The 26,757-nt window shown below is 67.1% G+C and carries 26 protein-coding genes and 1 tRNA gene; 11 read left to right on the top strand and 16 right to left on the bottom strand.

Annotation, left to right across the window (positions count from 1 at the left end; all coding sequences use genetic code 11):
- Nucleotides 1-9: 9 nt before the first annotated feature.
- Nucleotides 10-357 carry a DUF4148 domain-containing protein gene (locus ACV22Z_RS20810; protein ID WP_448078177.1) on the bottom strand — a complete coding sequence of 116 codons (348 nt, stop codon included), beginning with the start codon at nt 355-357 and terminating at the stop codon, nt 10-12.
- A 284-nt stretch (nt 358-641) separates the two neighbouring features.
- Here ACV22Z_RS20810 and ACV22Z_RS20805 point away from each other — a divergent pair, with 284 nt between their 5' ends.
- From ACV22Z_RS20805 to ACV22Z_RS20785, 5 genes are all read left to right on the top strand, one after another.
- Nucleotides 642-1,037, top strand: coding sequence for a hypothetical protein (locus ACV22Z_RS20805; protein ID WP_448078176.1), 396 nt, complete (start codon nt 642-644; stop codon nt 1,035-1,037).
- A 213-nt stretch (nt 1,038-1,250) separates the two neighbouring features.
- Nucleotides 1,251-1,544 (top strand): hypothetical protein, encoded by a 294-nt coding sequence (locus ACV22Z_RS20800; protein ID WP_448078175.1) that lies wholly within the window; start codon nt 1,251-1,253, stop codon nt 1,542-1,544.
- 248 nt (nt 1,545-1,792) lie between these two features.
- Nucleotides 1,793-2,281 (top strand): energy transducer TonB, encoded by a 489-nt coding sequence (locus ACV22Z_RS20795; RefSeq protein ID WP_448078174.1) that lies wholly within the window; start codon nt 1,793-1,795, stop codon nt 2,279-2,281.
- Nucleotides 2,282-2,573: 292 nt separating this feature from the next.
- Nucleotides 2,574-3,884 (top strand): MFS transporter, encoded by a 1,311-nt coding sequence (locus ACV22Z_RS20790; protein WP_448078173.1) that lies wholly within the window; start codon nt 2,574-2,576, stop codon nt 3,882-3,884.
- Between the two features lie 129 nt (nt 3,885-4,013).
- Nucleotides 4,014-4,193 (top strand): hypothetical protein, encoded by a 180-nt coding sequence (locus tag ACV22Z_RS20785; RefSeq protein WP_448078172.1) that lies wholly within the window; start codon nt 4,014-4,016, stop codon nt 4,191-4,193.
- Between the two features lie 22 nt (nt 4,194-4,215).
- On the opposite strand, the gene waaC is transcribed toward ACV22Z_RS20785, so the two are convergent.
- A complete protein-coding gene (waaC, locus tag ACV22Z_RS20780; protein WP_448078171.1) occupies nt 4,216-5,214 on the bottom strand; it encodes a lipopolysaccharide heptosyltransferase I in 999 nt (332 codons plus the stop codon).
- Between the two features lie 178 nt (nt 5,215-5,392).
- Between waaC and ACV22Z_RS20775 the strand changes: the two genes are divergently transcribed.
- Complete coding sequence (locus ACV22Z_RS20775; protein WP_448078170.1) at nt 5,393-6,943, top strand: chloride channel protein; 1,551 nt, start codon at nt 5,393-5,395, stop codon at nt 6,941-6,943.
- A 116-nt stretch (nt 6,944-7,059) separates the two neighbouring features.
- Here ACV22Z_RS20775 and ACV22Z_RS20770 read toward each other — a convergent pair whose 3' ends face one another.
- From ACV22Z_RS20770 to ACV22Z_RS20750, 5 genes are all read right to left on the bottom strand, one after another.
- Entirely contained in the window at nt 7,060-7,461 is a 402-nt protein-coding gene (locus ACV22Z_RS20770) for a YXWGXW repeat-containing protein (protein WP_448078169.1), read from the bottom strand.
- A 160-nt stretch (nt 7,462-7,621) separates the two neighbouring features.
- Complete coding sequence (minE, locus tag ACV22Z_RS20765; RefSeq protein WP_010091676.1) at nt 7,622-7,876, bottom strand: cell division topological specificity factor MinE; 255 nt, start codon at nt 7,874-7,876, stop codon at nt 7,622-7,624.
- A gap of 12 nt (nt 7,877-7,888) precedes the next feature.
- Nucleotides 7,889-8,704 carry a septum site-determining protein MinD gene (minD, locus tag ACV22Z_RS20760; protein ID WP_448078168.1) on the bottom strand — a complete coding sequence of 272 codons (816 nt, stop codon included), beginning with the start codon at nt 8,702-8,704 and terminating at the stop codon, nt 7,889-7,891.
- A 59-nt stretch (nt 8,705-8,763) separates the two neighbouring features.
- Nucleotides 8,764-9,525: a septum site-determining protein MinC gene (minC, locus tag ACV22Z_RS20755; RefSeq protein ID WP_448078167.1), complete on the bottom strand. Its 762-nt coding sequence runs from the start codon at nt 9,523-9,525 to the stop codon at nt 8,764-8,766.
- Between the two features lie 207 nt (nt 9,526-9,732).
- Entirely contained in the window at nt 9,733-10,245 is a 513-nt protein-coding gene (locus ACV22Z_RS20750; protein ID WP_448078166.1) for a GNAT family N-acetyltransferase, read from the bottom strand.
- Nucleotides 10,246-10,900: 655 nt separating this feature from the next.
- Between ACV22Z_RS20750 and ACV22Z_RS20745 the strand changes: the two genes are divergently transcribed.
- Nucleotides 10,901-12,061, top strand: a complete 1,161-nt coding sequence (locus ACV22Z_RS20745; protein WP_448078165.1) for an alkane 1-monooxygenase — start codon at nt 10,901-10,903, stop codon at nt 12,059-12,061.
- A gap of 63 nt (nt 12,062-12,124) precedes the next feature.
- On the opposite strand, the gene ACV22Z_RS20740 is transcribed toward ACV22Z_RS20745, so the two are convergent.
- From ACV22Z_RS20740 to serS, 3 genes are all read right to left on the bottom strand, one after another.
- Nucleotides 12,125-13,666: a methyl-accepting chemotaxis protein gene (locus ACV22Z_RS20740; RefSeq protein WP_448078164.1), complete on the bottom strand. Its 1,542-nt coding sequence runs from the start codon at nt 13,664-13,666 to the stop codon at nt 12,125-12,127.
- Nucleotides 13,667-14,013: 347 nt separating this feature from the next.
- Nucleotides 14,014-14,104 (bottom strand) — tRNA-Ser (locus ACV22Z_RS20735).
- 131 nt (nt 14,105-14,235) lie between these two features.
- Nucleotides 14,236-15,537: a serine--tRNA ligase gene (gene serS, locus ACV22Z_RS20730; protein ID WP_448078163.1), complete on the bottom strand. Its 1,302-nt coding sequence runs from the start codon at nt 15,535-15,537 to the stop codon at nt 14,236-14,238.
- A gap of 162 nt (nt 15,538-15,699) precedes the next feature.
- Here serS and ACV22Z_RS20725 point away from each other — a divergent pair, with 162 nt between their 5' ends.
- Nucleotides 15,700-15,966 (top strand): DUF2164 domain-containing protein, encoded by a 267-nt coding sequence (locus tag ACV22Z_RS20725; protein WP_448078162.1) that lies wholly within the window; start codon nt 15,700-15,702, stop codon nt 15,964-15,966.
- 161 nt (nt 15,967-16,127) lie between these two features.
- On the opposite strand, the gene ACV22Z_RS20720 is transcribed toward ACV22Z_RS20725, so the two are convergent.
- The 3 genes from ACV22Z_RS20720 to ACV22Z_RS20710 form a co-directional block, all read right to left on the bottom strand.
- A complete protein-coding gene (locus tag ACV22Z_RS20720) occupies nt 16,128-17,438 on the bottom strand; it encodes a replication-associated recombination protein A (protein ID WP_448078161.1) in 1,311 nt (436 codons plus the stop codon).
- A gap of 187 nt (nt 17,439-17,625) precedes the next feature.
- A complete protein-coding gene (lolA, locus tag ACV22Z_RS20715; protein ID WP_448078160.1) occupies nt 17,626-18,315 on the bottom strand; it encodes an outer membrane lipoprotein chaperone LolA in 690 nt (229 codons plus the stop codon).
- 46 nt (nt 18,316-18,361) lie between these two features.
- Nucleotides 18,362-20,671 (bottom strand): DNA translocase FtsK, encoded by a 2,310-nt coding sequence (locus ACV22Z_RS20710; RefSeq protein WP_448078159.1) that lies wholly within the window; start codon nt 20,669-20,671, stop codon nt 18,362-18,364.
- A gap of 455 nt (nt 20,672-21,126) precedes the next feature.
- Between ACV22Z_RS20710 and trxB the strand changes: the two genes are divergently transcribed.
- The 3 genes from trxB to ACV22Z_RS20695 all read left to right on the top strand — a co-directional run bounded on the left by trxB (nt 21,127) and on the right by ACV22Z_RS20695 (nt 23,603).
- Nucleotides 21,127-22,089, top strand: a complete 963-nt coding sequence (trxB, locus tag ACV22Z_RS20705; protein ID WP_448078158.1) for a thioredoxin-disulfide reductase — start codon at nt 21,127-21,129, stop codon at nt 22,087-22,089.
- Nucleotides 22,090-22,216: 127 nt separating this feature from the next.
- Nucleotides 22,217-22,993 (top strand): Smr/MutS family protein, encoded by a 777-nt coding sequence (locus tag ACV22Z_RS20700; RefSeq protein WP_448078157.1) that lies wholly within the window; start codon nt 22,217-22,219, stop codon nt 22,991-22,993.
- Complete coding sequence (locus tag ACV22Z_RS20695) at nt 22,980-23,603, top strand: trimeric intracellular cation channel family protein (RefSeq protein ID WP_448078156.1); 624 nt, start codon at nt 22,980-22,982, stop codon at nt 23,601-23,603. Before ACV22Z_RS20700 ends, ACV22Z_RS20695 begins: the two co-directional genes overlap by 14 nt.
- 78 nt (nt 23,604-23,681) lie before the next feature.
- Here ACV22Z_RS20695 and ACV22Z_RS20690 read toward each other — a convergent pair whose 3' ends face one another.
- The 3 genes from ACV22Z_RS20690 to ACV22Z_RS20680 all read right to left on the bottom strand — a co-directional run bounded on the left by ACV22Z_RS20690 (nt 23,682) and on the right by ACV22Z_RS20680 (nt 26,741).
- Nucleotides 23,682-24,800, bottom strand: a complete 1,119-nt coding sequence (locus ACV22Z_RS20690) for an ABC transporter ATP-binding protein (RefSeq protein ID WP_448078155.1) — start codon at nt 24,798-24,800, stop codon at nt 23,682-23,684.
- 155 nt (nt 24,801-24,955) lie between these two features.
- Nucleotides 24,956-25,813 (bottom strand): carbohydrate ABC transporter permease, encoded by an 858-nt coding sequence (locus ACV22Z_RS20685; RefSeq protein WP_448078154.1) that lies wholly within the window; start codon nt 25,811-25,813, stop codon nt 24,956-24,958.
- Nucleotides 25,803-26,741, bottom strand: coding sequence for a carbohydrate ABC transporter permease (locus tag ACV22Z_RS20680; RefSeq protein ID WP_448078153.1), 939 nt, complete (start codon nt 26,739-26,741; stop codon nt 25,803-25,805). Before ACV22Z_RS20680 ends, ACV22Z_RS20685 begins: the two co-directional genes overlap by 11 nt.
- Between the last annotated feature and the right edge of the window lie 16 nt (nt 26,742-26,757).

Below are 26,757 nucleotides of genomic sequence, written 5' to 3'. Positions count from 1 at the left end.
GCCGTCAACTTAGCTGCCGCGATACAGCGACTTCATTTCTTCGTCGCTTGCCGGGCGAACGACCGGGGCACGCGAACCGGATGCCGATGCACCCTTGGCTTCAGCGCCAAATCCGCTCTGATCGGCGCCCTGAGCTTGAGCAAGGGCGTTTTGTTGCGCCACGCGAGCTTCGGCGGCCTGGATGTCAGCCGGGTAGTGCGGATCTTCCCCTACCGCCGGGTTATAGCCAGCCTTTTCGAGCTGAACCAGTTCGGCGCGGACTTGCGCACGCGTAAGCGGCGCATTGGTTTGAGCGAAGACGGCAACCGGCGCAGCAAGGGCAGCGGCAACGACAACGGCTTGAATCAGGTTCTTCATGATGCTTACCTCCATTTTGTTTGTCGGGCTTCGAACACCTTGTTCGTAACCGATGACCGTAGTCTAGGTAAGCGCACGCTTAAGAGTTATAGGGCTGCGGGGAAGAGATTGTTCCTGATTCTTCGCTGAATCGTCGCATTCGCCGTGAGCGCGCCAGGTCGCGAAGTGTGTCCTTGCACCACGTGCGTGCGCGTGCAGCCGCTCGTGAGTTCCGTCTTCCGGATGCGCTTGCCGGGATCCCGTTACAATCCCGCGCTCTGAACCGCAACACGGGAACCCATGCCATGAAGCACCTCATCGCTTCGTCGCTCGTCGCAGCGCTGGCCGCCATCAGCGCGCACGCGTCGGCCGACACGTCGACCGGCAACGACGCGCCGGCGCAATCGTGCGCGATCGCGTACGTCACCGGCGTCGGCGGATCGGCGCAGAGCCTGCGCGAGTATCTCGCGAGCGCCAATCCGTATCGCTACCTGGCCGACAACGAGATTCAATGCAAAGTCTCCGACGATGGCCGCGCAACCGGCTGCACCGGCGTCACGAACCTGCGGCACGAGCGGGTCAGCGTATACGACGACTCCGACCCGACGACGATGACGGTCGTCGCGCGCGTCGAGCTCGACCGGGGGACGTACCCGGTGATCATCGTCGTGCAGAGGAAAGACGTGCAGTGCGCGCAGTAATGCGCGCTGCGCCGCCCTGCTTCAGTCGGGACCGGAAGTCCGCGCGCGCCGGAGCTTGCGCGGCGGCCGCCTGAACGCCGCCCTCCGGATTGCCCCGAACGTGTCCGGGCGGCCCGCCATCGCCTAGAATTCGGATCAGAACGGCGACACGAACGCCGCCGCGAACTCGCCGCCGCGCGAACCTACCGGCTCGCACGGCGCATGGAGACCGCCATGTCCGATCAGTCGACACCCACCCGCCACGTCGATTACGAAGGCTTCGAGATCCACGTCGTGCCAGGCCCGATGCCGGGCGACGACACGCGCTTCACCTACACGGGCTACGTCTGCCATCCGGGCGCGAACCCCGCGCTGCCCGGCCATGCAGTGCCGTTCCATGCGGACGGCGAAGAAAGCTTCGCCACGCTCGACGACGCGATCCACGAAGCCGTCCATATCGGCAAGAGCATCGTCGACGGCACGCATGCCGACCTGTCGGTGCTGTCGCTCGTCACGCACGGTTATTGAATCGTTCGAACCGCCCGGCACGCGGCGCGCGAAACGGACGGACCGATGCCGGGCAACGCGTCCCGATCGCGCGGCATCGCACTGCTGCCGGTGCGCATGCTGCACGTGCCAGCTTTCGTTTTTGCAACACGCGCGGTCCGCATCATCAGCCCGCGTAGCGTCGCAAAACGCGCGATATGCGTTTGTCCCGATGTCAAGCCACCGGTGCGCGACTATCATTCGTCTATCGTGTTCCTCGGCGCCGCTCCATGTCCGCCCTTCCCGTTCCGAGCGTCGTCCGGCTGCGCGTTGCCGCGCTGGCCGCCGTCGCCATGCTTGCCGCCTGCACGATCACGCCACCCTCGCCGCGTATGGTACTGACGCTGCCGTCGATCACGCGCAGCGCGAATCTCGATCAATATCGCACCGAAGTCGCCGAACGCGTTGCCGAGCGCAATCCGTCCGGCCTGCTGCACGGCGCGCCGCAGGCGATGTTGCGCTCGCTCGTCGTGCTCGCGTTCACGATCGATCGCGACGGCCGGCTGGTGCACGCTTCGGTATACCGCAGCAACGGCGACGCCGAAGCCGAAGCGCTCGCGCTCGCGTCGCTGCGCCGCGCAGCGCCGCTGCCTCCGCCGCCCGCGAAACTGCTCGACGGCAATGGGCAGGTCGAGCTGATGGAAGGCTGGCTTTTCAACGACAACGGCAAGTTCCAGCTGCAGAGCACGGCATCCGCGCAAGCACAATCGCTCGACTGAGCCCGCGCGCCGCGCGCACGATTGCCGGTACACGTCGCCGCTGGCTATAATTTTCCGCACTCGCGCGGCCATCACGTCGTGCACATGTTCGCGCGCCTCACCCGGCATGCGAGCCGACCATGCCGGCTCCGGACAGCGGCGACGCACCCGTCTCCGTCATCGACCGGCGAGCGGATGCGCGCGACTGCTCGCATCCGCGCCGCCACGCGCATTCCGCGCGACCGTCCCGGCAGGCCTTCCCTGCACGGCCGCACGCGTCGCCCGGCATTCCCATAACAACCCGGAGACACGCATGTCCGCATCCCCACCGGCCGTTGCGCACGCAACCAATGCGGCCGGCGCCATCAGCCACAAGCGCATCGTATTCGCGAGCTTCATCGGCACCGCGATCGAGTTCTACGATTTCTATGTCTATGCGACCGCCGCCGCGCTCGTGATCGGGCCGGTGTTCTTTCCGCATGGCTCCGCAACCGCGCAGGCGCTGTCCGCGTTCGTCACGTTCGGCATCGCGTTCATCGCGCGGCCGATCGGCTCGTTCCTGTTCGGCCATTTCGGCGACCGCATCGGCCGCAAGTCGACGCTCGTCGCATCCCTGCTCGTGATGGGGCTATCGACCACCGCAATCGGGCTCGTGCCGGGCTACGACGCGATCGGCACGCTCGCGCCGGTGCTGCTGTGCGTGCTGCGCTTCGGCCAGGGCATCGGCCTCGGCGGCGAATGGGGCGGCGCCGCGCTGCTTGCGACCGAGCACGCGCCGAAAGGCAAGCGCGGCTGGTTCGGGATGTTTCCGCAGCTCGGCCCGTCGGTCGGCTTCCTGATGTCGAACGGGCTGTTCTTCGCACTGGCGCTGTCGCTGTCCGACGCTCAGTTCCGCAGCTGGGGCTGGCGCATCCCGTTCGTCGTCAGCGCGGTGCTCGTCGCGCTCGGCCTGTATGTCCGGCTGAAGATCGCCGAAACGCCCGCCTTCCAGGCCGCACTCGACCGCAACGAACGCGTGCGCGTGCCGGTCGCGACGCTCATCACGCAACACTGGCGGCCGACGCTGCTCGGCGCGCTCGCGATGGTCGTCTGCTATACGCTGTTCTATATCTCGACGGTGTTCTCGCTGTCATACGGCGTCGCCACGCTGCATATTCCGCGCCAGAGCTTCCTCGGCCTGCTGTGCCTTGCGGTCGTGTTCATGGGGCTCGCGACGCCGCTGTCGGCATGGGCGTCGGATCGCTTCGGCCGCAAGCCGGTGCTGGTCGCAGGCTCGATCGCTGCGCTGCTGTCAGGCTTCACGATGGCGCCGCTGCTCGGCAGCGGCTCGATGCCGCTCGTCGCGCTGTTCCTGACGCTCGAGCTGTTCCTGATGGGGGTGACGTTCGCGCCGATGGGCGCGCTGCTGCCCGAGCTGTTCCCGACCAACGTCCGCTATACGGGCGCCGGCGTCGCGTACAACCTCGGCGGGATCCTCGGTGCATCGATCGCGCCGTACATCGCACAGCTGCTGGCCGCGCAGGGCGGCCTGTCGTGGGTCGGCGGCTATGTGTCCATTGCGGCGGCGATCAGCCTGCTCGGCGTGCTGCTGATGCGCGAGACGCGCGACACGTCGCTCGTCTGACCCCGGGGCGGCCCCGGTTGTGCGCCGGCCGGCGCTGCCTATACTCGAACCGGGTTCGAACCGACTTCGACCGGCGTTCGACCCGAGATGCGCCGGCAGGCGCGTTGCGCTCGTGAGGGAGCCGCCGCCATGAACATCCGCCTCGGCAACGCCGATCTCATCCTGATCCTCGCGCTCGCACTCGGCGGCGCACTGCTGCTCGCAGCCCGGTTCCGGCCAAAAACGTGGCGCGGCCTCGTGTTCGAAGCACTGCTCGCGAATGCCGCGGCCATCGCCGCGGTCGTCGCCGTCGAAGCGCTGCTCGCCTGATCGCGCGTCGGGGCGGCGCCCGTCAGGCCGCCACCGGCCTGCACTGCGCGCCGTAGGCGGGACCGACCGCGTCGATCGCGGCCAACGCCTCGTCGACCGTCGGCGCAGCGCCCGGCTCGCCGATCGACAGCGCATGCGGCGCACCGCCGATCCCGCAGTGGTGGCGCGACGTCGCAACGAAGATCATCACGGTCGGCCGCCGCAACGCGTGCGCCATGTGCACGAACCCCGTATCGACGCCGACCACCAGCGCAGCCCGGCCGAGCGCCGCGCCGAGCTCACGCACGGACATTGCAGGCAGCACGACCGCGCCGGGCGCACGCGCGGCAATGTCCTGTGCGTCGTCGTGCTCGGCCGGCGAACCCCACGGCAGCAACACGCGCACGCCGCGCGCCATCATCCTCGTCGCGAGCGACGCCCAGCGATCGGCCGGCCATTTCTTGTCGACGTTCGAGGTCGCATGGAACAACAGCATGAACGGCGCGCCATCGGTGACGGCGGCCGGCAGGCTCACGTCCTGCGGCGCAACGATCCCGTAATCGGCAATCCCCTGCGGTTCGTAGCCGAGCGCCTCGCCCGCGCTCACGCGCATCCCGTGCCACGCGTCGCAGGCCGGCCGCGGGCCGAAGCGGTGCGAATACGCGAAGCGCGCACCCGTCTCGCCGAGATCCTGGGTCTGGTAGCCGACGCGGCGCGCGGCGCGCGCCAAGGCCGAAATGATTGCGCTCTTGTAGACGCCGTGCAGGTCGATCACCGCGTCGTAGCGGTGCGCGCGCAACGCGCCGATCGACGACGAAATCGCCTGCAGGTCGCCGCCGTTGCGCAGCTTCTTGAAGCGGCGCAGCGGCGCGCACAGCACGTTGCTCACGCCCGGGTGCCAGCGCACGACTTCCGCGCACGACTCGTCGACGGCCCAGTCGACCTTCACGCCCGAAAAAGCGCGGTGCAGGTCGGCGACGACGGGCAACGTCTGGACGACATCACCGAGCGACGTCACTTTCACGATGAGAATGCGTTTCATTGCTGTCATGCTGGGGCAAAGGTGGGGGCTCTTCGGCATGCTAACGACGAACGGTCACGGCAATCATTACAGATTAATTACATTTGCAACAGGATAAGTCACAACTGTAAAAGAGTGTCGGACGCACCCTGGCTGCAGTTCTTTTTATAATCGGCTCTTTGCCGACCACGGCCCGCCGATGCAATCCACCACCCTGCTCCCCGCGCTGACCCGCCGCACCCAACGCATCTGGCGCCAATATGGCGTGTTCTGGCTCGGCGCGATCGCCGTCGGCCTCACCGCCGTACTCTACGCGAGACTGATCGACTGGGGTTACGAATCGTTTCGCTCGCTGCAGCAGCATGCGCCGTGGCTGCCGCTGCTGCTGACGCCGGCGATCGCGGCCGGCTCCGTGTGGCTCACCCGCCGCTTCTTCCGCGGTGCGGAAGGCAGCGGCATCCCGCAGGTGATCGCGACGCTTCATGCGCGCCCGAGCCACTTCGGCGCGCGGCTGCTGACGCTGCGTATCCTGTTCGGCAAGATCCTGATCTCGTTCCTCGGCATTCTCGGCGGCTTCACGATCGGCCGTGAGGGGCCGACCGTGCAGGTCGGTGCATCGCTGATGTTCAACCTGCGGCGGTTCTATCCGCGCTCGAACGCGCAGATCGAACGCCAGCTCGTGCTCGCGGGCGCCGCGGCCGGCCTGTCGGCCGCATTCAACACGCCGCTCGCCGGCATCGTGTTCGCGATCGAGGAGCTGACCCGCAGTTTCTCGTCGCGCGCGAGCGGCGTGCTGATCACCGCGATCATCATCGCCGGCGTCGTCGCGCTCGGCCTGAACGGCAACTACACGTACTTCGGCACGATCGACGTCGGTCCGCATTTCCCGAAGCTGCTCGCGCTCGCCGTGCTCGTCACTGCGATCGTCACGGGCATCGCGGGCGGGCTGTTCTGCTGGGTATTGCTGAACGTCGGCCGCTGGCTGCCGGCGCAGCTGCTCGGGCTGTATCGCGAACGGCCGATCACGTTCGCCGCGCTGTGCGGGTTCGTGATCGCGGTCGTCGGCCTCGTGTCGGGCGGCACGACGTTCGGCAGCGGCTATGCGGAAGCCCGCGGCCTGCTCGACGGGCGCGAGCACCTGTCGGCGCTCTATCCGTTCCTGAAGATGGTGTCGATGGTCGCGTCGTACCTGCCGGGCATCCCGGGCGGGATCTTCGCGCCGTCGCTGTCGATCGGCGCCGGCTTCGGCAACCTGCTGCACCTGGTGTTCGGCGGCATGCCGCTGCCGATGCTGATCGCACTCGCGATGGTCGGCTATCTCGCGGCCGTCACGCAATCGCCGATCACGTCGTTCGTGATCGTGATGGAGATGATCAACGGCCACGCACTGGTGATCTCGCTGATGGCCGCTGCGCTGATCTCGAGCCGCGTGTCGCGCTTTTTCGCACCGCCGCTGTACGAGACGCTTGCGCAGCGCTATCTCGCGCCGCCCGCCCCGGCGGCAGCTGCTGCGGCCGCGGCAGCCGCGGCGCCGGCAGCCGGCATGACACCGGTATCCGGCGTCAAGGAGCCGCAGGACGCGGCCGCAGCGCCCGCCGATCCGCTCGAAACGCTGCACGACGAGAGCGGCGGCGAGACTGGCTCGGAAGCGGCAGCGCACACGACGGGTGAACACGCGCCGGAACGCGGCGAACCGGCCGCGGCGGCGCATGCCACCGCAACGCAGGCCGGCCCGCGCGACGCTCAGTAGATCACCACCGGCGCAGGGCGGTAGTAGACGGGCCTCGCCGGCACGACGATGCAGCCGGCGAGCGTGACGGCGGCGAGTGCGATCACGAAGAGGGTCTTTTTCATCGCGCGCCTCCGTTACGCCCAGTGGCCGCGCGTCCAGAACCAGTTCGGACCGCGCTGGTCCCAGTGCCCCGGCACCCACTGCATGCCGATCCGCTCGGCTTCCCAGTGGCCGCCGATCCACGCATAGCGGCCGTGGTCCCAGCGCCAGTGGCCGCGCTCCCACACATAGCCGATCCGCGCGTCCGGCACGACTTCGTAGCGCACGGGCGGCGGCGCGTTCGGCGCAATCACGACGACCTCTTCCGTGCGCGCGGCAACCGGCTCGGCGATCACGACTTCGCCCGGCCGGGTGACGACCGGCGCGGCGACGAGAATTTCATCCGCGCGCGCGGCAAGCGGCGCAGCGAAAGCAGACACGCCCGCCGCAACGGCAGCGAACGCAACAACAACGCGACGAATCGATGAGACAGCCATCACAACCTCCTGATTGAACAAGCAACGCGAGCGTATTCGTTCAATGCGGGAGCAGGGGTTACGGCCGACAGACGCCGTGTTACGGCGTGCCCGAATGTGCAACAGGGCGTAAGACGCGCACGGCGGCACCTGCCGCCGTACGGGATGGAAACAACGCGGGTCAGGCTTGCGGAATCTCGATCTTCACTTCGAGGACCTCGAGATCGTCCTGGCGCTCGAGGCTCACGCGGATGTCATCGTTCGAAATCTGCACGTACTTCGAGATCACGGCGACGAGCTCCTTCTGCAGCGCCGGCAGGTAGTCGGCCGGCGGCTTGCCGCCCACCCGTTCGTGCGCGATGATGAGCTGCAGGCGCTCCTTCGCGATCGATGCGGATTTTTTCTTCTCACCGAGGAGAAACGACAGAATGGACATGGGCGGCCTCCGTTACTTGCTGCCGAAGAGGCGCTGCAGCAGGCCCGGCTTCTGGTATTCGGTGAAGCGCAGCGGCTTGTCTTCACCGAGGAAGCGCCCGACGATGTCCTTGTACGCTTCGGCGACGTCGGTGCCGTCGAGGTGCACAGCGGGCAGGCCCTGGTTCGACGCGTGCAGCACTGCTTCCGATTCCGGCACCACGCCGATCAGCTTGATGCGCAGGATCTCGCTGATGTCCTCGAGCGACAGCATCTCGCCTTCGTTGACGCGCTTCGGGCTGTAGCGCGTGATCAGCAGGTGCTCCTTGATCGGGTCCTTGCCTTCGGTCGCACGCTTGGTCTTCGACGACAGGATGCCGAGGATGCGGTCCGAGTCGCGCACCGACGACACTTCCGGGTTCGTGACGATCAGCGCCTCATCCGCAAAGTACATCGCATGCAGCGCGCCGGCCTCGATGCCCGCCGGCGAATCGCAGACGATGTACTCGAAACCCATGCCGGCCAGGTCGTTCAGCACCTTCTCGACGCCGTCGCGCGTCAGCGCGTCCTTGTCGCGCGTCTGCGACGCCGGCAGGATGAACAGGTTCTCGCACTTCTTGTCCTTGATCAGCGCCTGGTTCAGGTTCGCTTCACCCTGGATCACGTTCACGAGGTCGTACACGACGCGACGCTCGCAACCCATGATGAGATCGAGGTTGCGCAGGCCGACGTCAAAGTCGATCACGGCCGTCTTGTGGCCACGCAGCGCGATACCGGACGCGAAGCTCGCGCTCGTCGTCGTCTTGCCAACGCCGCCCTTGCCCGAGGTCACCACGATGATTTTTGCCATTTACCCTATACCCTGTGTTCGTCAATGAGAGCCGATCGATCCGGCGTGCGCCGCGTGCTTCACGTCAGGCGCAGCGGTTCGATCATCAATTTTTCCTCTTCGAGCCGGATCTGCACCGCCTTGCCGAGCACGTCGGCAGGTAGCGGGTTCTCGGTGGTTCGATAGATACCCGCAATCGAAATCAGTTCCGGCTCGAGACACGTGCAGAAGATGCGCGCGTCGTGATTGCCGTGCACGCCCGCGAGTGCACGGCCGCGCAACGGCGCGTAGATGTGGATATTGCCTTCCGCAATGATCTCGGCGCCGTTACTGACCGGCGCGAGCACGACGAGGTCTCCTTTCGCGTAAATCTGCTGCCCCGAACGCAACGGCTTGTCGATCACGAGCGCCTGGCCGCCGGCCTGCTGCGGCGCCGGAGCCGGCTCCGGCGTGGGGGCCGGAACAACCTCCGCCTGGGCGGCCGGCGCCGGCTGCTCGTCGCCTGACGCCTTCGCCGACGGCGCGCGACGGTCGCGCGCCTCGAGCAGCGGCAGCCCCGCTTCGCCCGCCCAGCCCTGCGACGCCAGCGCGACGACGCCCACCGGGCGCATCCGCACGTCGTTCAGCATCTGGCGGATGTCGGCCAGCGCCACGCGTTCGCCGTCCGCAAGTCGGCGGACGTCGATCGCGACGACATCGTCGGCAAAAAACTCGGGAGTCGCTTCGAAGCGCTTGACCAGCTCGGTACGCAACGCGTCGAGATCGGTCGTCTTCACGGTGAACAGCAACGTGTCGACCGTACCGCTGCGCAGTTCGAAGAATGGCGATTTTTTAAGCGACATGGACACTCTGCAAAAAATTTTTGCGTATTTTACAGGCGTCCACGCGGCGGGCCATTAATTTTGGGGCGTCGTGCAACAGGCGTCGTGCAACAGGCGTCGTGCAACGGGCGACGTCCAGCAAGCGTCGGGCAACAAGGAAGCGTGTAGATCGCAAGCCGGCCGCATCGTGCGCGCCGGATGGAGGGCCAGGGCGCGCCGCCCCGCGCGTCAGTGCTTCACCCGCGACACGAACAGCGTCTTCATCGCGCCGGGCATCCGCGCGATTTGCGCATGTTCTCCGGTATTGCCGAAGCCGGCACGCTCATAGAAGCGGATCGCGTTGCGGTTGGCGTCGGCGATCCACGCATAGATGTCCTGCGCGCCGCGTTCGGCAAGCCACGCGCTCGCCGTCTCGACGAGCAGCAGCCCGCCGCGCAGATGACGCACCGCGTGCGCGACCCACAGCTCGCTGACAAACGCGCGACGCTCGGGCGTATTGTCGAAATACGCGCCGATCATCCCGGCCGGGTGGCCTTCGGTGTACAGCAGGAAAGTCGTCGACTGATCGGACGTCGCGCGCTGCGCGGCAATCACCGCCGCCGCGTCGGCGTCGACGTTCAGCAATTCGGCCTCCGGCGCTTCGCCCGGTGCGTAGGGCTCACGCAGCGACGCGGCGCGGAGTTCGCGATACACGATGCCCTGGTCGGCAGCGATACGACGAACGGTCAAGGTCGAACTCATGCAGGCACAGCCCCCTTCGGACAGCAAGCTATTAGCTTCAACCGAAAGCGGGGCATGAGTCAAATCGTTATTTTCAAATGCCGGCGCGAATCGAAAGGCAACAGGCGTTGCAACCGCCCGGTAGCACCGCCGCGCGCGTACTCCTGTGCATGTGCAGCATCGTGGCCAGGCTGCGTGCCGAGCACCGCGACGGCGCGCATGGCGCCGGATCCGCCGGCCGGGTTGCCTTGCGCGACGGGGCTGCCCGTTCGACGACCCGCGCGCGCCGGGCCGGCATCTCCGTAATGTCGCGTAACACAGCCGGACGGGAATCAAACGGAACGCCAATCGGCCGCGCGTCCTTTTTGCGTCGCAACATCTGTTGTTCGGCGCACACACCCGATGCGCGCACCGTGCGCCGTCCGGATTTCGTCTGACCATCGTGCCGCTCCGGCCGGGCGAAATCTTGCCGCCCGTCTGTTTCAATCGCGGCGCGCGCGCCCTTCCCCGCCCGCGCCGCCGACACCTCGCCGTTTGGAGTTTCCCGCCTAGCGCGCGGGTTTGGAAAAGTCGGGCCGCGAGTCGTATAACAGGCAGAACCGGGCCACGACCCGGCGCCGCGCACGCGCGTGCGGCGCGGACCGACAAGCGGATTCAATCCAGCAAGGAGGGAGACATGGCAATGACCAACGGATCGGCGGCGCGCTGGTCGGATGGCAAACGCTACCTCTGGCTGCTCGGCGCGGTGACGATCACGCTGCCGGTCCTGGCGGCCCAGCTCGCGCTGTCGACGGGCCTGCACATCTTCTGGTGGTTCGGGCCGCTGTTCGCATTCGGCGTGATCCCGGTCCTCGACACGCTGATCGGCGACGACCGCGACAATCCCCCGGAAGATGTCGTGCCCCGCCTCGAGAAGGAGCGCTATTACCGGCTGATCGTCTACCTCGCGACGCTCGTCGAATACATCGCGTTCTTCATCGGCGTGTGGATCGTCGGCACGCATGCGCTCGCGTGGTACGACTACGTCGGCTTCGCGATGTCGCTCGGCACGGCGACCGGCATCTCGATCAACACCGCGCACGAGCTCGGGCACAAGACCAGCCGCTTCGAGCGCTGGCTCGCGAAGATCACGCTCGCGCCGGTCGCCTACGGACACTTCTTCGTCGAGCACAACCGCGGCCATCACGTGCGCGTCGCAACTGCCGAGGATCCGGCGAGCGCGCGCTTCGGCGAATCGTTCTGGGCGTTCCTGCCGCGCACCGTCGCCGGCAGCATCCGCTCCGCGTGGCATCTGGAAAAAACGCGCCTCGCGCGGCTCGGGAAGTCTCCGTGGACCTGGCGCAACGAAGTGCTGCACGCATGGGCGATGACGGTCGTCGTCTGGAGCATCGCGATCGCGCTGGCCGGCAAGGTCGTGATTCCGTTCCTGCTGATCCAGGCGGCTTACGGCGCATCGCTGCTCGAGGTCGTGAACTACGTCGAGCATTACGGGCTCGGACGCAGGAAGCTGCCGAACGGCCGCTACGAGCGCTGCACGCCGCAGCATTCGTGGAACAGCAATCACGTCGTGACGAACCTGTTCCTGTACCAGTTGCAGCGCCACGCCGACCATCACGCGAATCCGACCCGCTCGTACCAGGCGCTGCGCCACTTCGACGATTCGCCGCAACTGCCGGCCGGTTACGCGACGATGATCCTGCTCGCGTATCTCCCGCCGCTCTGGTATCGCGTGATGAACCCGCGCGTCGTCGCGCACTACGGCGGCGACATCGCGCAGTCAAACATCAAGCCGTCGATCCGGCACAAGGTGCTCGCGCAGTACGGAGCAGCGGCTTGAGCCTGCTGCTTGCGGCAGGTGTCCGGGGGCATCGGACACCTCCCGCGCGGTGCAACGTCCTCGTTACACCGCCACCGCGTCCGGCAGCCGGAACACCGCCACCGCGTGCCGCAGCGCCCTTGCCTGCTCCGCGAGCGCCTGGGTCGCCGCCGATGCCTGTTCGACGAGCGCCGCGTTGCGCTGCGTCGCGTCGTCCATCTGCGTGACCGCGATGTTGACCTGCTGAATCCCGCCGCTCTGCTCCTGCGTCGCCGACGCGATCTCCGCGACGATCGTCGTGACCCGCTGTGCCGCGCCGACGATCTCCTGGATCGATTCGCCCGCGCGGCCGATCAGCGCGGCACCCGCATCGACGCGCTGCGTCGACTGTTCGATCAACCCCTTGATTTCCTTCGCTGCGGCGGCGCTGCGCTGCGCGAGCGTGCGCACCTCGGCCGCGACCACCGCAAACCCGCGCCCCTGCTCGCCCGCGCGCGCGGCTTCGACCGCCGCGTTCAGCGCGAGGATGTTGGTCTGGAACGCGATGCCGTCGATCACGGCGATGATCTCGCCGACCTTCGCCGCGCTGTCGGCGATCCCGCCCATCGTCTCCACCGCCTGCGTCATCACGCCGCCGCCGGCCGCCGCGATGCCGGACGCGTCGTCGGCAAGGCGGGCCGCCTGCTGCGCATGGTCGGCCGACTGCCGCACGGTGCCCGTCAGCTGCTCCATGCTCGCCGCGGTTTCTTCCAGCGACGCAGCCTGCGCTTCCGTGCGCGCGGACAGATCGTGGTTGCCCGCCGCGATCTGCGCGCTCGCGGCAGCGACCGCTTCCGCATGCGTGCGGACTTCGAGCACGACGCCGGACAGGCTCGACTGCATCGTGTGCAACGCACGCAGCAGTTCAGCGATCTCGTCGCGGCCGGCGACATCGACCGCGCGCGTCAGATCGCCGTCGGCCACCGCCTTCGCGCACGCGACTGCCGCGTCGAGCGGCCGCAGGATCGTGCGGCTGAACAGGAATGCGCCGATCATCGCGATGCCCAGCACGACGACCATCAGCGCAAGGCTCGCGACCGTCGCGTGGCGCGCATCGCGGCTTGCCTGCGCGGATACCGTGGCGCTTTCGTCGGCGATCGCTTTCGCAGCCCGTTCGAGTAGCGTGGCCGGCTCGCGATCGACGCCCGCGACGGCCGCATCGCCAGCCGTCGGCTCGAAACCGGCGGCCTTGAACGCGTCAAAGCCGCGCCGGTAGCCGTCGCCCATCGCCGCATGCGCGCACATGAACTGCTCGACGAGCGTGCGGCTTTCGCCGGGCGGCAGCTGCTTGTCGAGCTGCGCGGCGAGCGTATCGACCGTGCGCTCGCGCGTCTGGAACGCACTCCAGTACTTGTCGAGCTTGTCGGGCTGCTTGCCGCGCAGCAGCGTGTCCTTCCACTCCTGGACCTGCAGCTTGAACTGCACGAGGGTCGTGGACACGAGCCTCTCGTTCGCGACGTTCGTCTGCACGTCGTTCGCGAACGTGTCGATCGAGCGATTGAGGATGTGAATGCCGTACAGCGCGCCGGACAGCATCAGCAGCAGCGCAATGGCGAATGCGAGGGGAATCTTGTAGCTCAGCTTCATGGGACCTTGAATCGACAGGGAGCGGCGTCGCGACATGGACGCCTGCCGCCGAACCCAGTTAACGGCGCGCAAGCTGAAGGCTTGACACAGAGGAAAACGATTGGCGCCGCCGACGGGCAGAAGCACGGCGTCGCCACCTGTTGCGCGACGCCAGCGCGATACGCAGGGGCGAGCTGGCGTTGCACGCCTCGATGCGCCGTCGCGAAGCAGTAAGGATCGGGCCAATGGAAACCCGGCCTGCGTCGAGCCCAACGCGATCGACGCAAACATCCCGGCATGCCGCAGACGATCCCGCGACCCAAAACGAAAAACCCCTTGATCCTTCCGGATCAAGGGGCTTCGTATTTTGGCGGAGAGGGTGGGATTCGAACCCACGGTACGGGGAAACCGTACGCCTGATTTCGAGTCAGGTACATTCGACCACTCTGCCACCTCTCCTTCCTTGCTGCTTCATTTCCCGGTTGGTCGTTTCCGGGAAAGAAAAGATTATAAGACGATCTCTTCGAAACTCACAAGCCCTTTTTGCAAATTTTTTTGCGGGGCCTTCGAAAGCCGATCGCCGGGCAATCTCACGACGCCTGTGCAGGCGCTTCGATCCGCTCGAGACCGCCCATGTACGGACGCAGCACCTCGGGCACCGTGACCGAGCCGTCGGCGTTCTGGTAGTTCTCGAGCACGGCCACCAGCGTGCGGCCGACCGCGAGGCCCGAACCGTTCAGCGTATGCACGAGCTCCGGCTTGCCCTGCGCATTGCGGAAGCGTGCCTGCATCCGGCGCGCCTGGAACGCCTCGGTGTTCGAGCAGCTCGAGATCTCGCGGTACGTGTTCTGCGCGGGCAGCCACACTTCGAGGTCGAATGTCTTCGCAGCCGAGAAGCCCATGTCGCCCGTGCACAGCGTGATCACGCGGTACGGCAGGCCGAGCTTCTGCAGGATCGCTTCCGCATGGCCGACCATCTCGTCGAGCGCCGCGTACGATGCTTCCGGCGCGACGATCTGCACCATCTCGACCTTGTCGAACTGGTGCTGGCGGATCATCCCGCGCGTGTCGCGGCCGTACGAGCCCGCTTCCGAACGGAAGCACGGCGAATGCGCGGTCAGCTTGATCGGCAACGCGGACGCGTCGACGATCGATTCGCGCACGGTGTTCGTCAGCGAGATTTCCGACGTGGAGATCAGGTATTGCGTGACGGTGTTTTCCGCGCCGCCCTTCTCGACGCGGAACATGTCGTCCGCGAATTTCGGCAGCTGCCCCGTGCCGTACAGAATCTCGGGGTTCACGATGTACGGCGTGTACGTTTCCGTATAGCCGTGCTGCTGCGTGTGCGTGTCGATCATGAACTGCGCGAGCGCGCGGTGCAGGCGTGCGATCGCGCCGCGCAGCATCGTGAAGCGCGCGCCGGACAGCTTCGCGCCGGTTTCGAAGTCGAGACCGAGCGGCGTGCCGACGTCGACGTGGTCCTTCACGTCGAAATCGAACTGGCGCGGCGTGCCCCAACGGCGCACTTCGACGTTGTCGTTCTCGTCGTTGCCGACCGGCACGCCGTCGTGCGGCAGGTTCGGCATGCCCAGCATCAGGTCGGACAGGCGCGCCTGAATGTCGACCAGCTTCGCCTCCGACGCCTTCATCTCGTCGGCGATGCCGCCGACCTCGGCCATCACCGTCGACGTGTCTTCGCCCTTGCCCTTCATCGCGCCGATCTGCTTCGACAGGCTGTTGCGGCGGGCCTGGAGTTCTTCGGTACGGGTCTGGATCGCGCGGCGTTCCGCTTCGAGCGCGGAGAACGCGGCGACGTCGAGGGTGTAGCCGCGATCGGCGAGGCGCTTCGCGACGCCGTCGAGGTCTTTGCGCAGCAACTGGATGTCGAGCATGGGAGGACTGGAAAATCGTTGTGTAAGACGGGAATTCTAACGCACCGCGAGGCTGCCACGGCGTCAGCCTGACGGACGATGCCGCAAACGGGCGCCCCGTGGCAGTATCGCACTGCCGGTACGCGCGTTGCGTGCCGGTGAAACGCCTGGCATGGAGGACCGATGGCCATCGAACTGGACAAGGACGTGCGCGACCGCGCAATCGCGTCGCTGCAACGCTATTTCACCGAAAACATGGAAGAGCCGATCGGCAACATCCAGGCCGGCGCGCTGCTGCATTTCTTCGTCGAGGAAATCGCGCCTGCGATCTACAACCTCGCGATCGCCGATGCGCAACAACGCCTGCACGCGCGCATCGCCGAACTCGACATCGAGTGCCACGAGGAGCCGTTCGGCTACTGGAAGAAGCAGCCGGGACGCAAGCGCTGACGCGGGACAACAGCGCCGCGCTTGCAACGAGTCCGTTGCCGACGCGCGTGGCGGGAGCCCGCATGGAGCCCCGCCTGAAGCACCGCGTGAAGCCCATTACGCGCGTCATTCCGCTCGCTGGCCCGGCCCATCAACGTCCCGCGCCGTCTGCAGGACCGGCGCTAGTCCTTCTTGCCGGCTTCGCGGTCAAGCTCGCGCAGCCACGCGAGCTTGTCGGCGATCTTCGATTCGAGCCCGCGCGGCACCGGCTTGTACCAGCGCGGCTCGCGCATGCCGTCCGGCAGATACGTCTCGCCCGCCGCGTATGCGTTCGGCTCGTCGTGCGCGTAGCGGTATGCGTGGCCGTAGCCGAGCTCCTTCATCAGCTTGGTCGGCGCATTGCGCAGATGCACGGGCACCTCGCGCGACTTGTCCTGCTTCACGAACGCCATCGCCTGGTTGAACGCGTTGTAGCCGGCGTTGCTCTTCGCCGCGCACGCGAGATAGATCACCGCCTGGCCGAGCGCCAGCTCGCCTTCGGGTGAGCCGAGCCGCTCGTAGGTCTCGGCCGCGTCGTTCGCCATCTGCATCGCGCGCGGATCGGCGAGGCCGATGTCTTCCCACGCCATCCGCACGATCCGCCGCGCGAGGTACTTCGGATCCGCGCCGCCGTCGATCATCCGGCAGAACCAGTACAGCGCGCCGTCCGGGCTCGACCCGCGCACCGACTTGTGCAGCGCCGAGATCTGGTCGTAGAAGTTGTCGCCGCCCTTGTCGAAACGCCGCGCGTTCAGCGTCATCGCGCTGCTGACGAATTCGGCATCGATAGTCGTCACGCCCGCGGACGCCGCCGCCGTCTGCGCCTGCTCGAGCAGGTTCAGGAAGCGGCGCGCGTCGCCGTCCGCATAGCCGATCAGCGTATCGACCGCCTTGTCGTCGAACGCGAGGCCGTCGAGCGCGATCTCCTGTGCGCGCTTCAGCAACTGACGCATCTCGTCGTCGGTCAACGACTTCAGCACGTATACCTGCGCGCGCGACAGCAGCGCCGAATTGACCTCGAAGCTCGGGTTCTCGGTCGTCGCACCGATGAAGGTCACGAGCCCCGATTCGACGAACGGCAGCAGCGCATCCTGCTGCCCCTTGTTGAAGCGGTGGATCTCGTCGACGAACAGGATCGTGTGGCGGCCCGTGCGGTTCAGCGTGTCCTGCGCGTGCTCCATCGACTCGCGGATGTCCTTCACGCCGCCGAGCACCGCGGACAGCGCGATGAACTCGCAATCGAACGCCAGCGCGGTGAGCCGCGCGAGCGTGGTCTTGCCGACGCCGGGCGGCCCCCACAGGATCATCGAATGCGGCTTGCCCGATTCGAACGCGAGCCGCAGCGGCTTGCCTTCACCGAGCAAATGCGTCTGGCCGATCACCTCGGCGAGCGTCTTCGGCCGCAGCGCCTCGGCAAGCGGCCGGCGCGGTTCGACTTGAAACAGGTCGGACATGAACCCTCGCTCCACATGATTCGTTAGCGGCCGAACGGGGCCGCCGGACCCGCCATTATGACAGCCGCACGACGGCGCCGCCGCGCCCGGTGCCCTCGCCCAGTGCCCGCGCCCGGTGCCCGCGCCCGGAAACGGCACGGGCCTGCCATCGCTGGCAGGCCCGTGTCCGCATTGGCGCGCTTGCCGGTCAGCCGGTGATCACGTCGGCGCCCTTCGGCACGACGAACTTGAACGTGTCGGCCTTCAGCGGCGGGTTGGTCTGGATATTCGTAAACGTCAGCAGCGTGACGTTGCCGAACACGTCGTGCAGCTCCATCGCGGCGAGCGTGCCGTTCCTGAAGCCGATGCCGATGCGCTGGAACTGCGTGTCCTGCGCCTTCGGCAGCATCTCGAGCCACTCGATGCCGCCCTTCTCGCCCGCATCGCGCAGCGTGTAGTTCTTGTCGACGTCGTTGCTGCCGAACAGGATCGCGGCGGGGCTCGCGCCCAGCGCGCCGGCCAGCTTGCGCTCGGTGACCTGGTTCAGGTCGCGGTCGTACACATACAGCTTCTCGCCGTCGGCCTGCAGCACCTGCTGGTACGGCTTCTGGTACGTCCAGATGAACTTGCCCGGACGCGAGAACACGAACGTGCCGCTCGAATTGTCGGTGGCCTTCGGCACCGCCTGCGCGGCGCTCGCGCCCTTCGCGGGCGCCTTGACGATCTGCTGCGTGAAATCGCCCTTCGCCGAACGCACCTGCGACACGAAGGCCTTCAGCTGTTCGGTGCCGCCCGCGAACGCGTGCGTCGCCGCGAGCATCAGCGATGCGCCGGCGAGCGCCGCGCCGAGCCAGCGCCGCGTCGAACGAAGGGAATGGGCGAACGGATGTTGCTGCATGATGCGGTTTTCTCCCTGGGTGGCCGGCGCCGCGAGCGCCGCGGACTCATTCCGCGTCGCGCGCCGGCACAAGAATTTCGCGGTTGCCGCTCGACGACATCGCCGACACGAGCCCCGACTGCTCCATCTGCTCGAGCAGCCGTGCCGCGCGGTTATAGCCGATCCGCAGATGGCGCTGCACGAGCGAGATCGACGCGCGGCGGTTCTTGACGACGATCTCGACCGCCTGGTCGTACAGCGGATCAGACTCGCCGCCGCCTTCGCCGGTTCCCGCGCCGGCCGAGCCCTCGTCGCCGTCGGCGGTGCCACCTTCGAGCAGGCCCTCGATGTAGTTCGGCTCGCCCTGCTCCTTGAGCTTCTCGACGACGCGGTGCACTTCGTCGTCGGCGACGAACGCGCCGTGCACGCGCACCGGCAGCCCGGTGCCGGGCGGAAGGTACAGCATGTCGCCCATCCCGAGCAGCGATTCGGCGCCCATCTGGTCGAGAATCGTGCGCGAGTCGATCTTCGACGACACCTGGAACGCAATGCGCGTCGGCACGTTGGCCTTGATGAGGCCGGTGATCACGTCGACCGACGGACGCTGCGTCGCGAGGATCAGGTGAATGCCGGCCGCGCGCGCCTTCTGCGCGATCCGCGCGATCAGTTCCTCGACCTTCTTGCCGACGACCATCATCAGGTCGGCGAGCTCGTCGATCACGACGACGATGTTCGGCAGCCGGCCGAGCGGCTCAGGATCTTCCGGCGTCAGGCTGAACGGGTTCGGAATCTTCTCCTCGCGCTTCACCGCTTCGTCGATCTTGTTGTTGTAGCCCGCGAGGTTGCGCACGCCGAGCTTGCTCATCAGCTTGTAGCGGCGCTCCATCTCGGCGACCGTCCAGTTGAGCGCGTTGCCCGCCTGGCGCATGTCGGTGACGACCGGGCACAGCAGGTGCGGAATGCCTTCGTAGACGCTCATTTCGAGCATCTTCGGATCGATCAGGATCAGGCGCACCTGCTCTGCGCTCGCTTTATACAGCAGCGACAGGATCATCGCGTTGATCCCGACCGACTTGCCCGAGCCCGTGGTGCCCGCCACCAGCAGGTGCGGCATCTTCGCGAGATCCGCGCACACGGGCTTGCCGCCGATGTCCTTGCCGAGGCTCAACGTGAGCGCCGACGGCGCGGCCGCGTACACCTCGGAGCCGATGATCTCCGACAGGTGCACGGTCTGGCGGCGCTGGTTCGGCAGTTCGAGCGCCATGTAGTTCTTGCCGGGGATCGTCTCGACGACGCGGATCGACACGAGCGACAGCGAGCGCGCGAGGTCCTTCGCGAGGTTGACGATCTGGCTGCCCTTCACGCCGGTCGCCGGCTCGATCTCGTAGCGCGTGACGACCGGGCCCGGATACGCGGCGACGACGCTCGCCTCGACGCCGAAGTCCTTCAGCTTCTTCTCGATCAGGCGCGACGTGAATTCGAGCGTATCGGCAGGAATCGCTTCCTGCGCCTTCGGCGCGGGGTCGAGCAGCGAGATCGGCGGCAGCGTCGAATCGCCCGGCAGGTCGGTGAAGAGCGGCACCTGGCGCTCCTTCTCGACGCGCTCGGACTTCGCCGGCGTGACGACCGGCGGCACGATCGTCACCGGCTCGTGATCCTCGATGCGCACGCGCTCCTCCTCGACCTTGCCTTCGCGGCGCACGGCCGCGGCCTCGCCGAGCTTGCGGTCGCGCTCCGCCTCGCGGCGCAGCTTCGCGACGTTGACGGCCGACAGGATCGCGCCGCCGACGCGCTCGGCGACCGACAGCCACGAGAACCGGAAATACAGCGACAGGCCGATCGCGAGCGCGACCAGCAGCAGCAGCGTGCCGCCCGTGAAGCCGAACGCGTGCGACATCGCGCCCGCGACCGCCTCGCCGACGACGCCGCCCGGCGCGCGCGGCAGTTGCACCTTCAGCGACCACATGCGCAGCGCCTCGATGCCGTCGCACGCGAGCAGCACGAGCACGAACGCGAACACTTCGGTCAGCCAGCCGATCGGCCGCTCCGGCTCATCGGCCAGCGGCTCGTGGCGGGTGATGCGGCGGTAGTTGGCAGCGATGCGCCGCCCGAGCGGCACGATCAACCAGTAGGCCGACAGGCCGAACAGCAGCAGGATGATGTCGGCCGTCCACGCGCCGACGCGGCCCGCCCAGTTCGTGATGTGATCGACCTGCGCCGCGTGCGTCCAGCTCGGATCGCGGCGGCTGTAGCTCAACAGGGCCATCACCAGAAACGCGCAGAGCGCAACCTGGAGAATCCAGCGGATCTCCGTGAGGAGCTTCGACATCCGGTGTGGCAACGCCTGTGCCTGAGCGGAATAAGGAGCTTTTGCCATGAATCCGTATAAAGAAGACGGGCCATGCACGCTGCACGCCCGTCAATCGTTCGATCCCGCTTATTGTAAACGCTGCGCCGGCCCATCAAGTGTAAATGACGGTTACATGCGGCCGCCTAGGTGCGGCCGGCGAGGTGAGCCCGGCGAGGTCGAGCCGCCTGGGTGCGGCCGCCTGGGTGTAGCCGGCGAGGTCTGGCCGCCCAAGTCGCGGCCGGCGACGCGGGCCGCCTCGTTACCGCTGGCGAGGTGGGGCCGCGGACACGCGGTCCCCCACATGCGCGACAGCCCCGCCCGCGCGAAACGCTATCGCCGCGATTGAAACTCTCGTTCGGCAGCGCAGCAACAGGGCCTTTATAATGCGCGTCTGATACCCATCTACGGTGGCATCCCGGTCAACCCCGACCGTCCGGCGCGCTCACCCCGCCCGCCGCGGCCGCCTTTTACGGATTTCGCACATGTCCACGCCCAAACACGCCAAAGTCCTGATTCTCGGTTCCGGCCCCGCCGGCTATACGGCTGCCGTCTACGCGGCGCGCGCCAACCTGTCCCCGGTGCTGATCACCGGCATCGCGCAGGGCGGCCAGCTGATGACCACGACCGACGTCGAAAACTGGCCGGCGGACGCGAAAGGCGTGCAGGGTCCCGATCTGATGCAGCGCTTCCTCGAACACGCGGAACGCTTCAACACCGAGATCCTGTTCGACCACATCCACACCGCGAAGCTGCACGAGAAGCCGATCCGCCTGATCGGCGACGCCGGCGAATACACGTGCGACTCGCTGATCATCGCGACCGGCGCGTCCGCGCAGTACCTCGGGCTGGCGTCCGAGGAAGCGTTCATGGGCAAGGGCGTGTCGGCCTGCGCGACCTGCGACGGCTTCTTCTATCGCGGCCAGAACGTCGCGGTGGTCGGCGGCGGCAACACCGCGGTCGAGGAAGCGCTCTACCTGACCGGCATCGCGAACAAGGTCACGGTGATCCACCGCCGCGACAAGTTCCGCGCGGAGCCGATCCTCGTCGACCGCCTGCTCGAGAAGGAAAAGGAAGGCAAGGTCGAGATCAAGTGGGACCACGTGCTCGACGAAGTGACGGGCGAGGATTCGGGCGTGACGGGCCTGCGCATCAAGAACGTGAAGACCGGCGCGACGGAAGACCTGGCCGTGCAGGGCCTGTTCGTCGCGATCGGCCACAAGCCGAACACGGACATCTTCCAGGGCCAGCTCGAGATGAAGGACGGCTACATCATGACGAAGAGCGGCCTGCACGGCAACGCGACGGCCACCAGCGTGCCGGGCGTGTTCGCCGCGGGCGACGTGCAGGACAACGTGTACCGCCAGGCGATCACGAGCGCGGGCACCGGCTGCATGGCCGCGCTCGACGCGCAGCGCTTCCTCGAAAGCCTGCACGACCACAAGTAAGCAAATGGCCGGGCGGGCGCTACAATGGCGTCCGCTGCCGCGACGCAAGCCCGCCGAAAGGCCGCTGCCGACGCAGCGGCTTTTTTGTGCCCGCGCGCCCCGCGCGTTTGCCTTGCGTGTGTGAATCATGGCGAAGAATCAACTCCATCCGAGCGACCCTGCGAAGCGGCAGGCCGCCGCCCGTCCCAAGCAACCCGCCCCGGCCGCGCCGCCGGCGCCCGAGCCTGCCGCGCTGCGCGGACAGGGCCTCGCCGGCCTCGGCGCGCTGCGCACTGCACTGAAGGGCGAAGCCGAGCGCCGCGAGCGCGAGCGCACCGAAACCGCGAAGGCCGAGCGCCAGGCCGAAGCCGACGCGAACCTGTTCCGCAACGAGATCGGCGCGATCCGGCCGCTCAACGCGCCGCCGCGCGCGGCGGCCGGCCGCACGCCGCCCGATCCGGTACCGAAGCAGACGCAGCGCGACGAGGAAGCGGTGCTGAACGCGACGCTGTCCGACGAGTTCGATCCCGAGACGCTGCTCGACAGCGACGAGTCGCTCTACTACCACCGCCCCGGCGTGAGCCGCGACGTCGTGCGCAAGCTGCGAAGCGGCGCGTGGATCGTGCAGGCGCAGCTCGACCTGCACGGGATGCGACGCGACGAAGCGCGCGACGCGCTCGCCGTCTTCATCCGCGAGTCCGGCAAGAAGGGGCTGCGCTGCCTGCGCGTGATCCACGGCAAGGGCCTGGGCTCCATCGGCAAGGAGCCGGTGCTGAAAGGCAAGGTGCGCGCGTGGCTCGTCCAGAAGGAAGAAGTGATCGCGTTCTGCGAGGCGCGCAGCCACGACGGCGGCGCCGGCGCGGTGCTCGTGCTGCTGCAGCCGCTCGCGGCGCCCGCCGATCGGGGGCCGCGTGCCGCATCCTAGGCTGACGCTCGCGATCGCGGTGCTCGAGGCGATCGCGACGCTCGCGTTCGCGATCTCCGGCTTCATCGAGGCGCGCAAGAACCGGCTCGACTCGGTCGGCACGTTCGTCGTCGCGCTCGCCACTGCGTTCGGCGGCGGCACGCTGCGCGACATCCTGCTCGAACGCCGGCCGTTCTACTGGGTCGTGCACGACGACTACGTGATCGCGATCTTCGCGCTGGCGCTGTTCGCGCCGTTCGTGCTGCGGATGCTGTCACGGCTGTCGGCCGAGCGGCTGCTGCTCATCGCCGACGCGATCGGGCTCGGCATCTTCAGCATCTCCGGCACGTCGATCGCGCTCGACGCCGAAATGCCGCACTTCATCTCGGTGATGATGGGCGTGATCACCGGCGTCGTCGGCGGGATCATCCGCGACGTGCTGTGCAACGACATCCCGCTGATCCTGCGCGATTCGCGGCCGTACGCGACCTGCGCGTTCGTCGGCTGCTGGTTCTACCTGCTGCTCGTGTGGCTGCAGGTCGATTCGGTCTACAGCGTGCTGGCGGCGACCGGCTTCATCCTCGCCGCGCGGCTCGTCACGTTCAAGTTCGACGTGCGGCTGCCGCACTGAGCGGCACACGCATCCGCACAAAAAACCGGGGGCCGTCGAAACGGCCCCCTTGTCGTTTGCAATCCCGCCCTTGCCGCGTCAGGCGATCCGCTCTTCCGACGCCGGATCGAACAGCACGGCCTTCGACACATCGAACAGCAGCGACAGCGTCTGCTCCGGCTGCGGGTTCGCGGCCGGATGCACGCGGCTCACGATGCGCTTGCCGTTCACCTGCGCGAACACGTGCGTGTCCGGGCCGGTCGGCTCGGTCACGTCGACGCGCACGGCGAGCGGCTGCAGGTGCGACGCGTCGCCGTTGTGCGCGCTGCGCGCGTCGGTGATGCGCTCCGGGCGCAGCCCGAGGATCACCTCGCGGCCGACGTAGGACTTCAGCTTCGCCGCGTCGAACGGCAGGTTCAGCGCGCCGCGCGTGACGCCCGTGTCGATCTCCAGCGCGACGCCGCTGCCCTGCTCGACGAGCCGGCCGTTGATGAAGTTCATCGGCGGCGCGCCGATGAAGCCCGCGACGAACAGGTTCGACGGCGAATCGTAGATCTCCTGCGGCGCGCCGAACTGCTGGACGACGCCGTCCTTCATCACCGCGATGCGGTCGCCGAGCGTCATCGCCTCGATCTGGTCGTGCGTCACGTAGACGATCGTCGTGCCGAGACGCTGGTGCAGCAGCTTGATCTCCGCGCGCATCTCGATGCGCAGCTTCGCGTCGAGGTTCGACAGCGGCTCGTCGAACAGGAACATCACGGGATCGCGCGCAAGCGCGCGGCCCATCGCGACGCGCTGCCGCTGGCCGCCCGACAGCTGCCCGGGCTTGCGGTCGAGCAGGTGCGAGATCTGCAGCATGTTCGACACGCGATCGACGATCTGCGCCTGCTCGCTCTTCGGCACCTTGCGGATGTTCAGGCCGAACGAGATGTTCTCGCGCACCGTCATCGACGGATACAGCGCGTACGACTGGAACACCATCGCGATGTCGCGGTCCTTCGGCGACAGGTCGTTGACGACCTTGCCGTCGATCCGGATCTCGCCGCTCGTGACCGTCTCGAGCCCGGCGATCATGTTGAGCAGCGTCGATTTCCCGCAGCCCGAGCCGCCGACGAGAATCAGGAACTGACCGTCCTCGATGTCGATGTCGACACCCTTCAGGACGGGCACGCCGTTCGGGTAGGTCTTGTACACGTCACGGATGGAAAGGCTTGCCATGCTGTGAATCCTCTGTCTCTGGTGTCGGCCGGAGCTGGCGCTTCAGCGCTTGCTCCGGTCCCATGCAAAGCTCGGCGCGCGCCGTGCGCCGCGTCCGGTTCGTTTCGATGCGCCGCGCGTCGCGCGGCAGGTTCGTCGTGTCGTGAAAACCGCGCTCAGCCCTTCACCGCGCCCGCCGTCAGGCCGCGCACGAAGTAGCGGCCGGCGATCACGTAGACGAGCAGCGTCGGCAGCGCGGCGATGATCGCGCCCGCCATGTCGACGTTGTATTCCTTCACGCCCGTCGACGTGTTCACGAGGTTGTTCAGCGCGACCGTGATCGGCATCGAGTCGACGCCGGAGAACACGATCCCGAACAGGAAGTCGTTCCAGATCTGCGTGAACTGCCAGATCAGGCACACCATGAAGATCGGCAACGACACCGGCAGCAGGATCTTCGTGAAGATCGTGAAGAAACCCGCGCCGTCGATGCGCGCCGCCTTCACGAGCTCGGCCGGCACGCTCACGTAGAAGTTGCGGAAGAACATCGTCGTGAACGCGATCCCGTACACGACGTGCACGAACACGAGGCCGGGGATCGTATTGGCGAGGCCCAGCATCCCCTGCAGGCGCGCCATCGGCAGCAGGATCACCTGGAACGGGATGAAGCAGCCGACCAGCAGCATCGTGAACAGCGCATCCGCACCGCGAAAGCGCCAGTGCGTGAGCACGTAGCCGTTGAACGCGCCGATCAGCGACGAGATCAGCACGGCCGGGATCACCATCTGCAGCGAGTTCAGGAAGAACGGCTTCATGCCGTCGCAGCGCACGCCGGTGCACGCCCCGCTCCACGCCTTCACCCACGGATCGACGGTCCAGTGCGACGGCGGCGTCAGCAGGTTGCCGGTGCGCAGCTGGTCGAGACCCTTGAACGACGTCGACAGCATCACGTAGATCGGGAACAGGAAGTACAGCGCGAACAGGATCAGGGCCGCGTAAATGACCGCGCGGCTGATGGTCATCTTAGGCTGCATTGCGGGTGCTCCTCGATTCCAGGTACATCAGCGGCACAAGCACCGCGACGACGGTCGCGAGCATCATCACCGACGATGCGGCGCCGAGGCCGAGCTGGCCGCGGTTGAACGAAAACGTGTACATGAACATCGCGGGCAGCGACGACGACGTGCCGGGCCCGCCCGCCGTCAGCGCGACGACGAGGTCGAAGGTCTTGATCGTGATGTGGCAGAGGATCAGCAGCACCGAGAAGAACACGGGGCGCATGCTCGGGATCACGATCTTGCGGTAGATCGTCGGCATCGTCGCGCCGTCGACCTGTGCGGCCTTGAAGATCTCCGCGTCGACGCCGCGCAGGCCCGCCAGGAACAGCGCCATCACGAAGCCGGTCGATTGCCAGACGGCCGCGATCACGACGCAGAAGATCGCCTTGTCCGGATCGCCGAGCCAGTCGAACGAGAAGCTCGTCCAGCCCCAGTCGTGCATCACCTTCTCGAGGCCGAGGCCCGGGTTCAGGATCCACTGCCACGCGGTGCCCGTCACGATGAACGACAGCGCCATCGGATACAGGAAGATCGCGCGCAGCGCGCCTTCGTTGCGGATCTTCTGGTCGAGCAGGATCGCGAGAAACAGACCGAGCGCGACGCAGATCGCGATGAACGGAATGCCGAACCAGCCGAGGTTCGCGGCGGAGGTCCACCACACGTCGTTCTGGAACAGGTCCGTGTAACGGCCGAAGCCGTCGAATTCGTAATTCGGCAACAGCCGCGAACGGGTCAGCGACAGATAGCCGGTAATCAGGATGAAACCGTAGATGAACACCACGGCGATCGCCACGCTGGGCGCGAGCACGAGCTTCGGTATCCAGCGGTCGGCGAAGGCCGACATCGGCGACATGCGCCGTGCGGCGGCAGCGCCGGATCCGTTTCCGCTAAGAGGGGCAGCCACTTGATTCGACTCCTGG

Source organism: Burkholderia sp. PU8-34 (assembly GCF_053427725.1).
The sequence above is the reverse complement of the archived record's forward strand: the minus strand, read 5'-3'. Positions and strand labels throughout refer to the sequence as shown.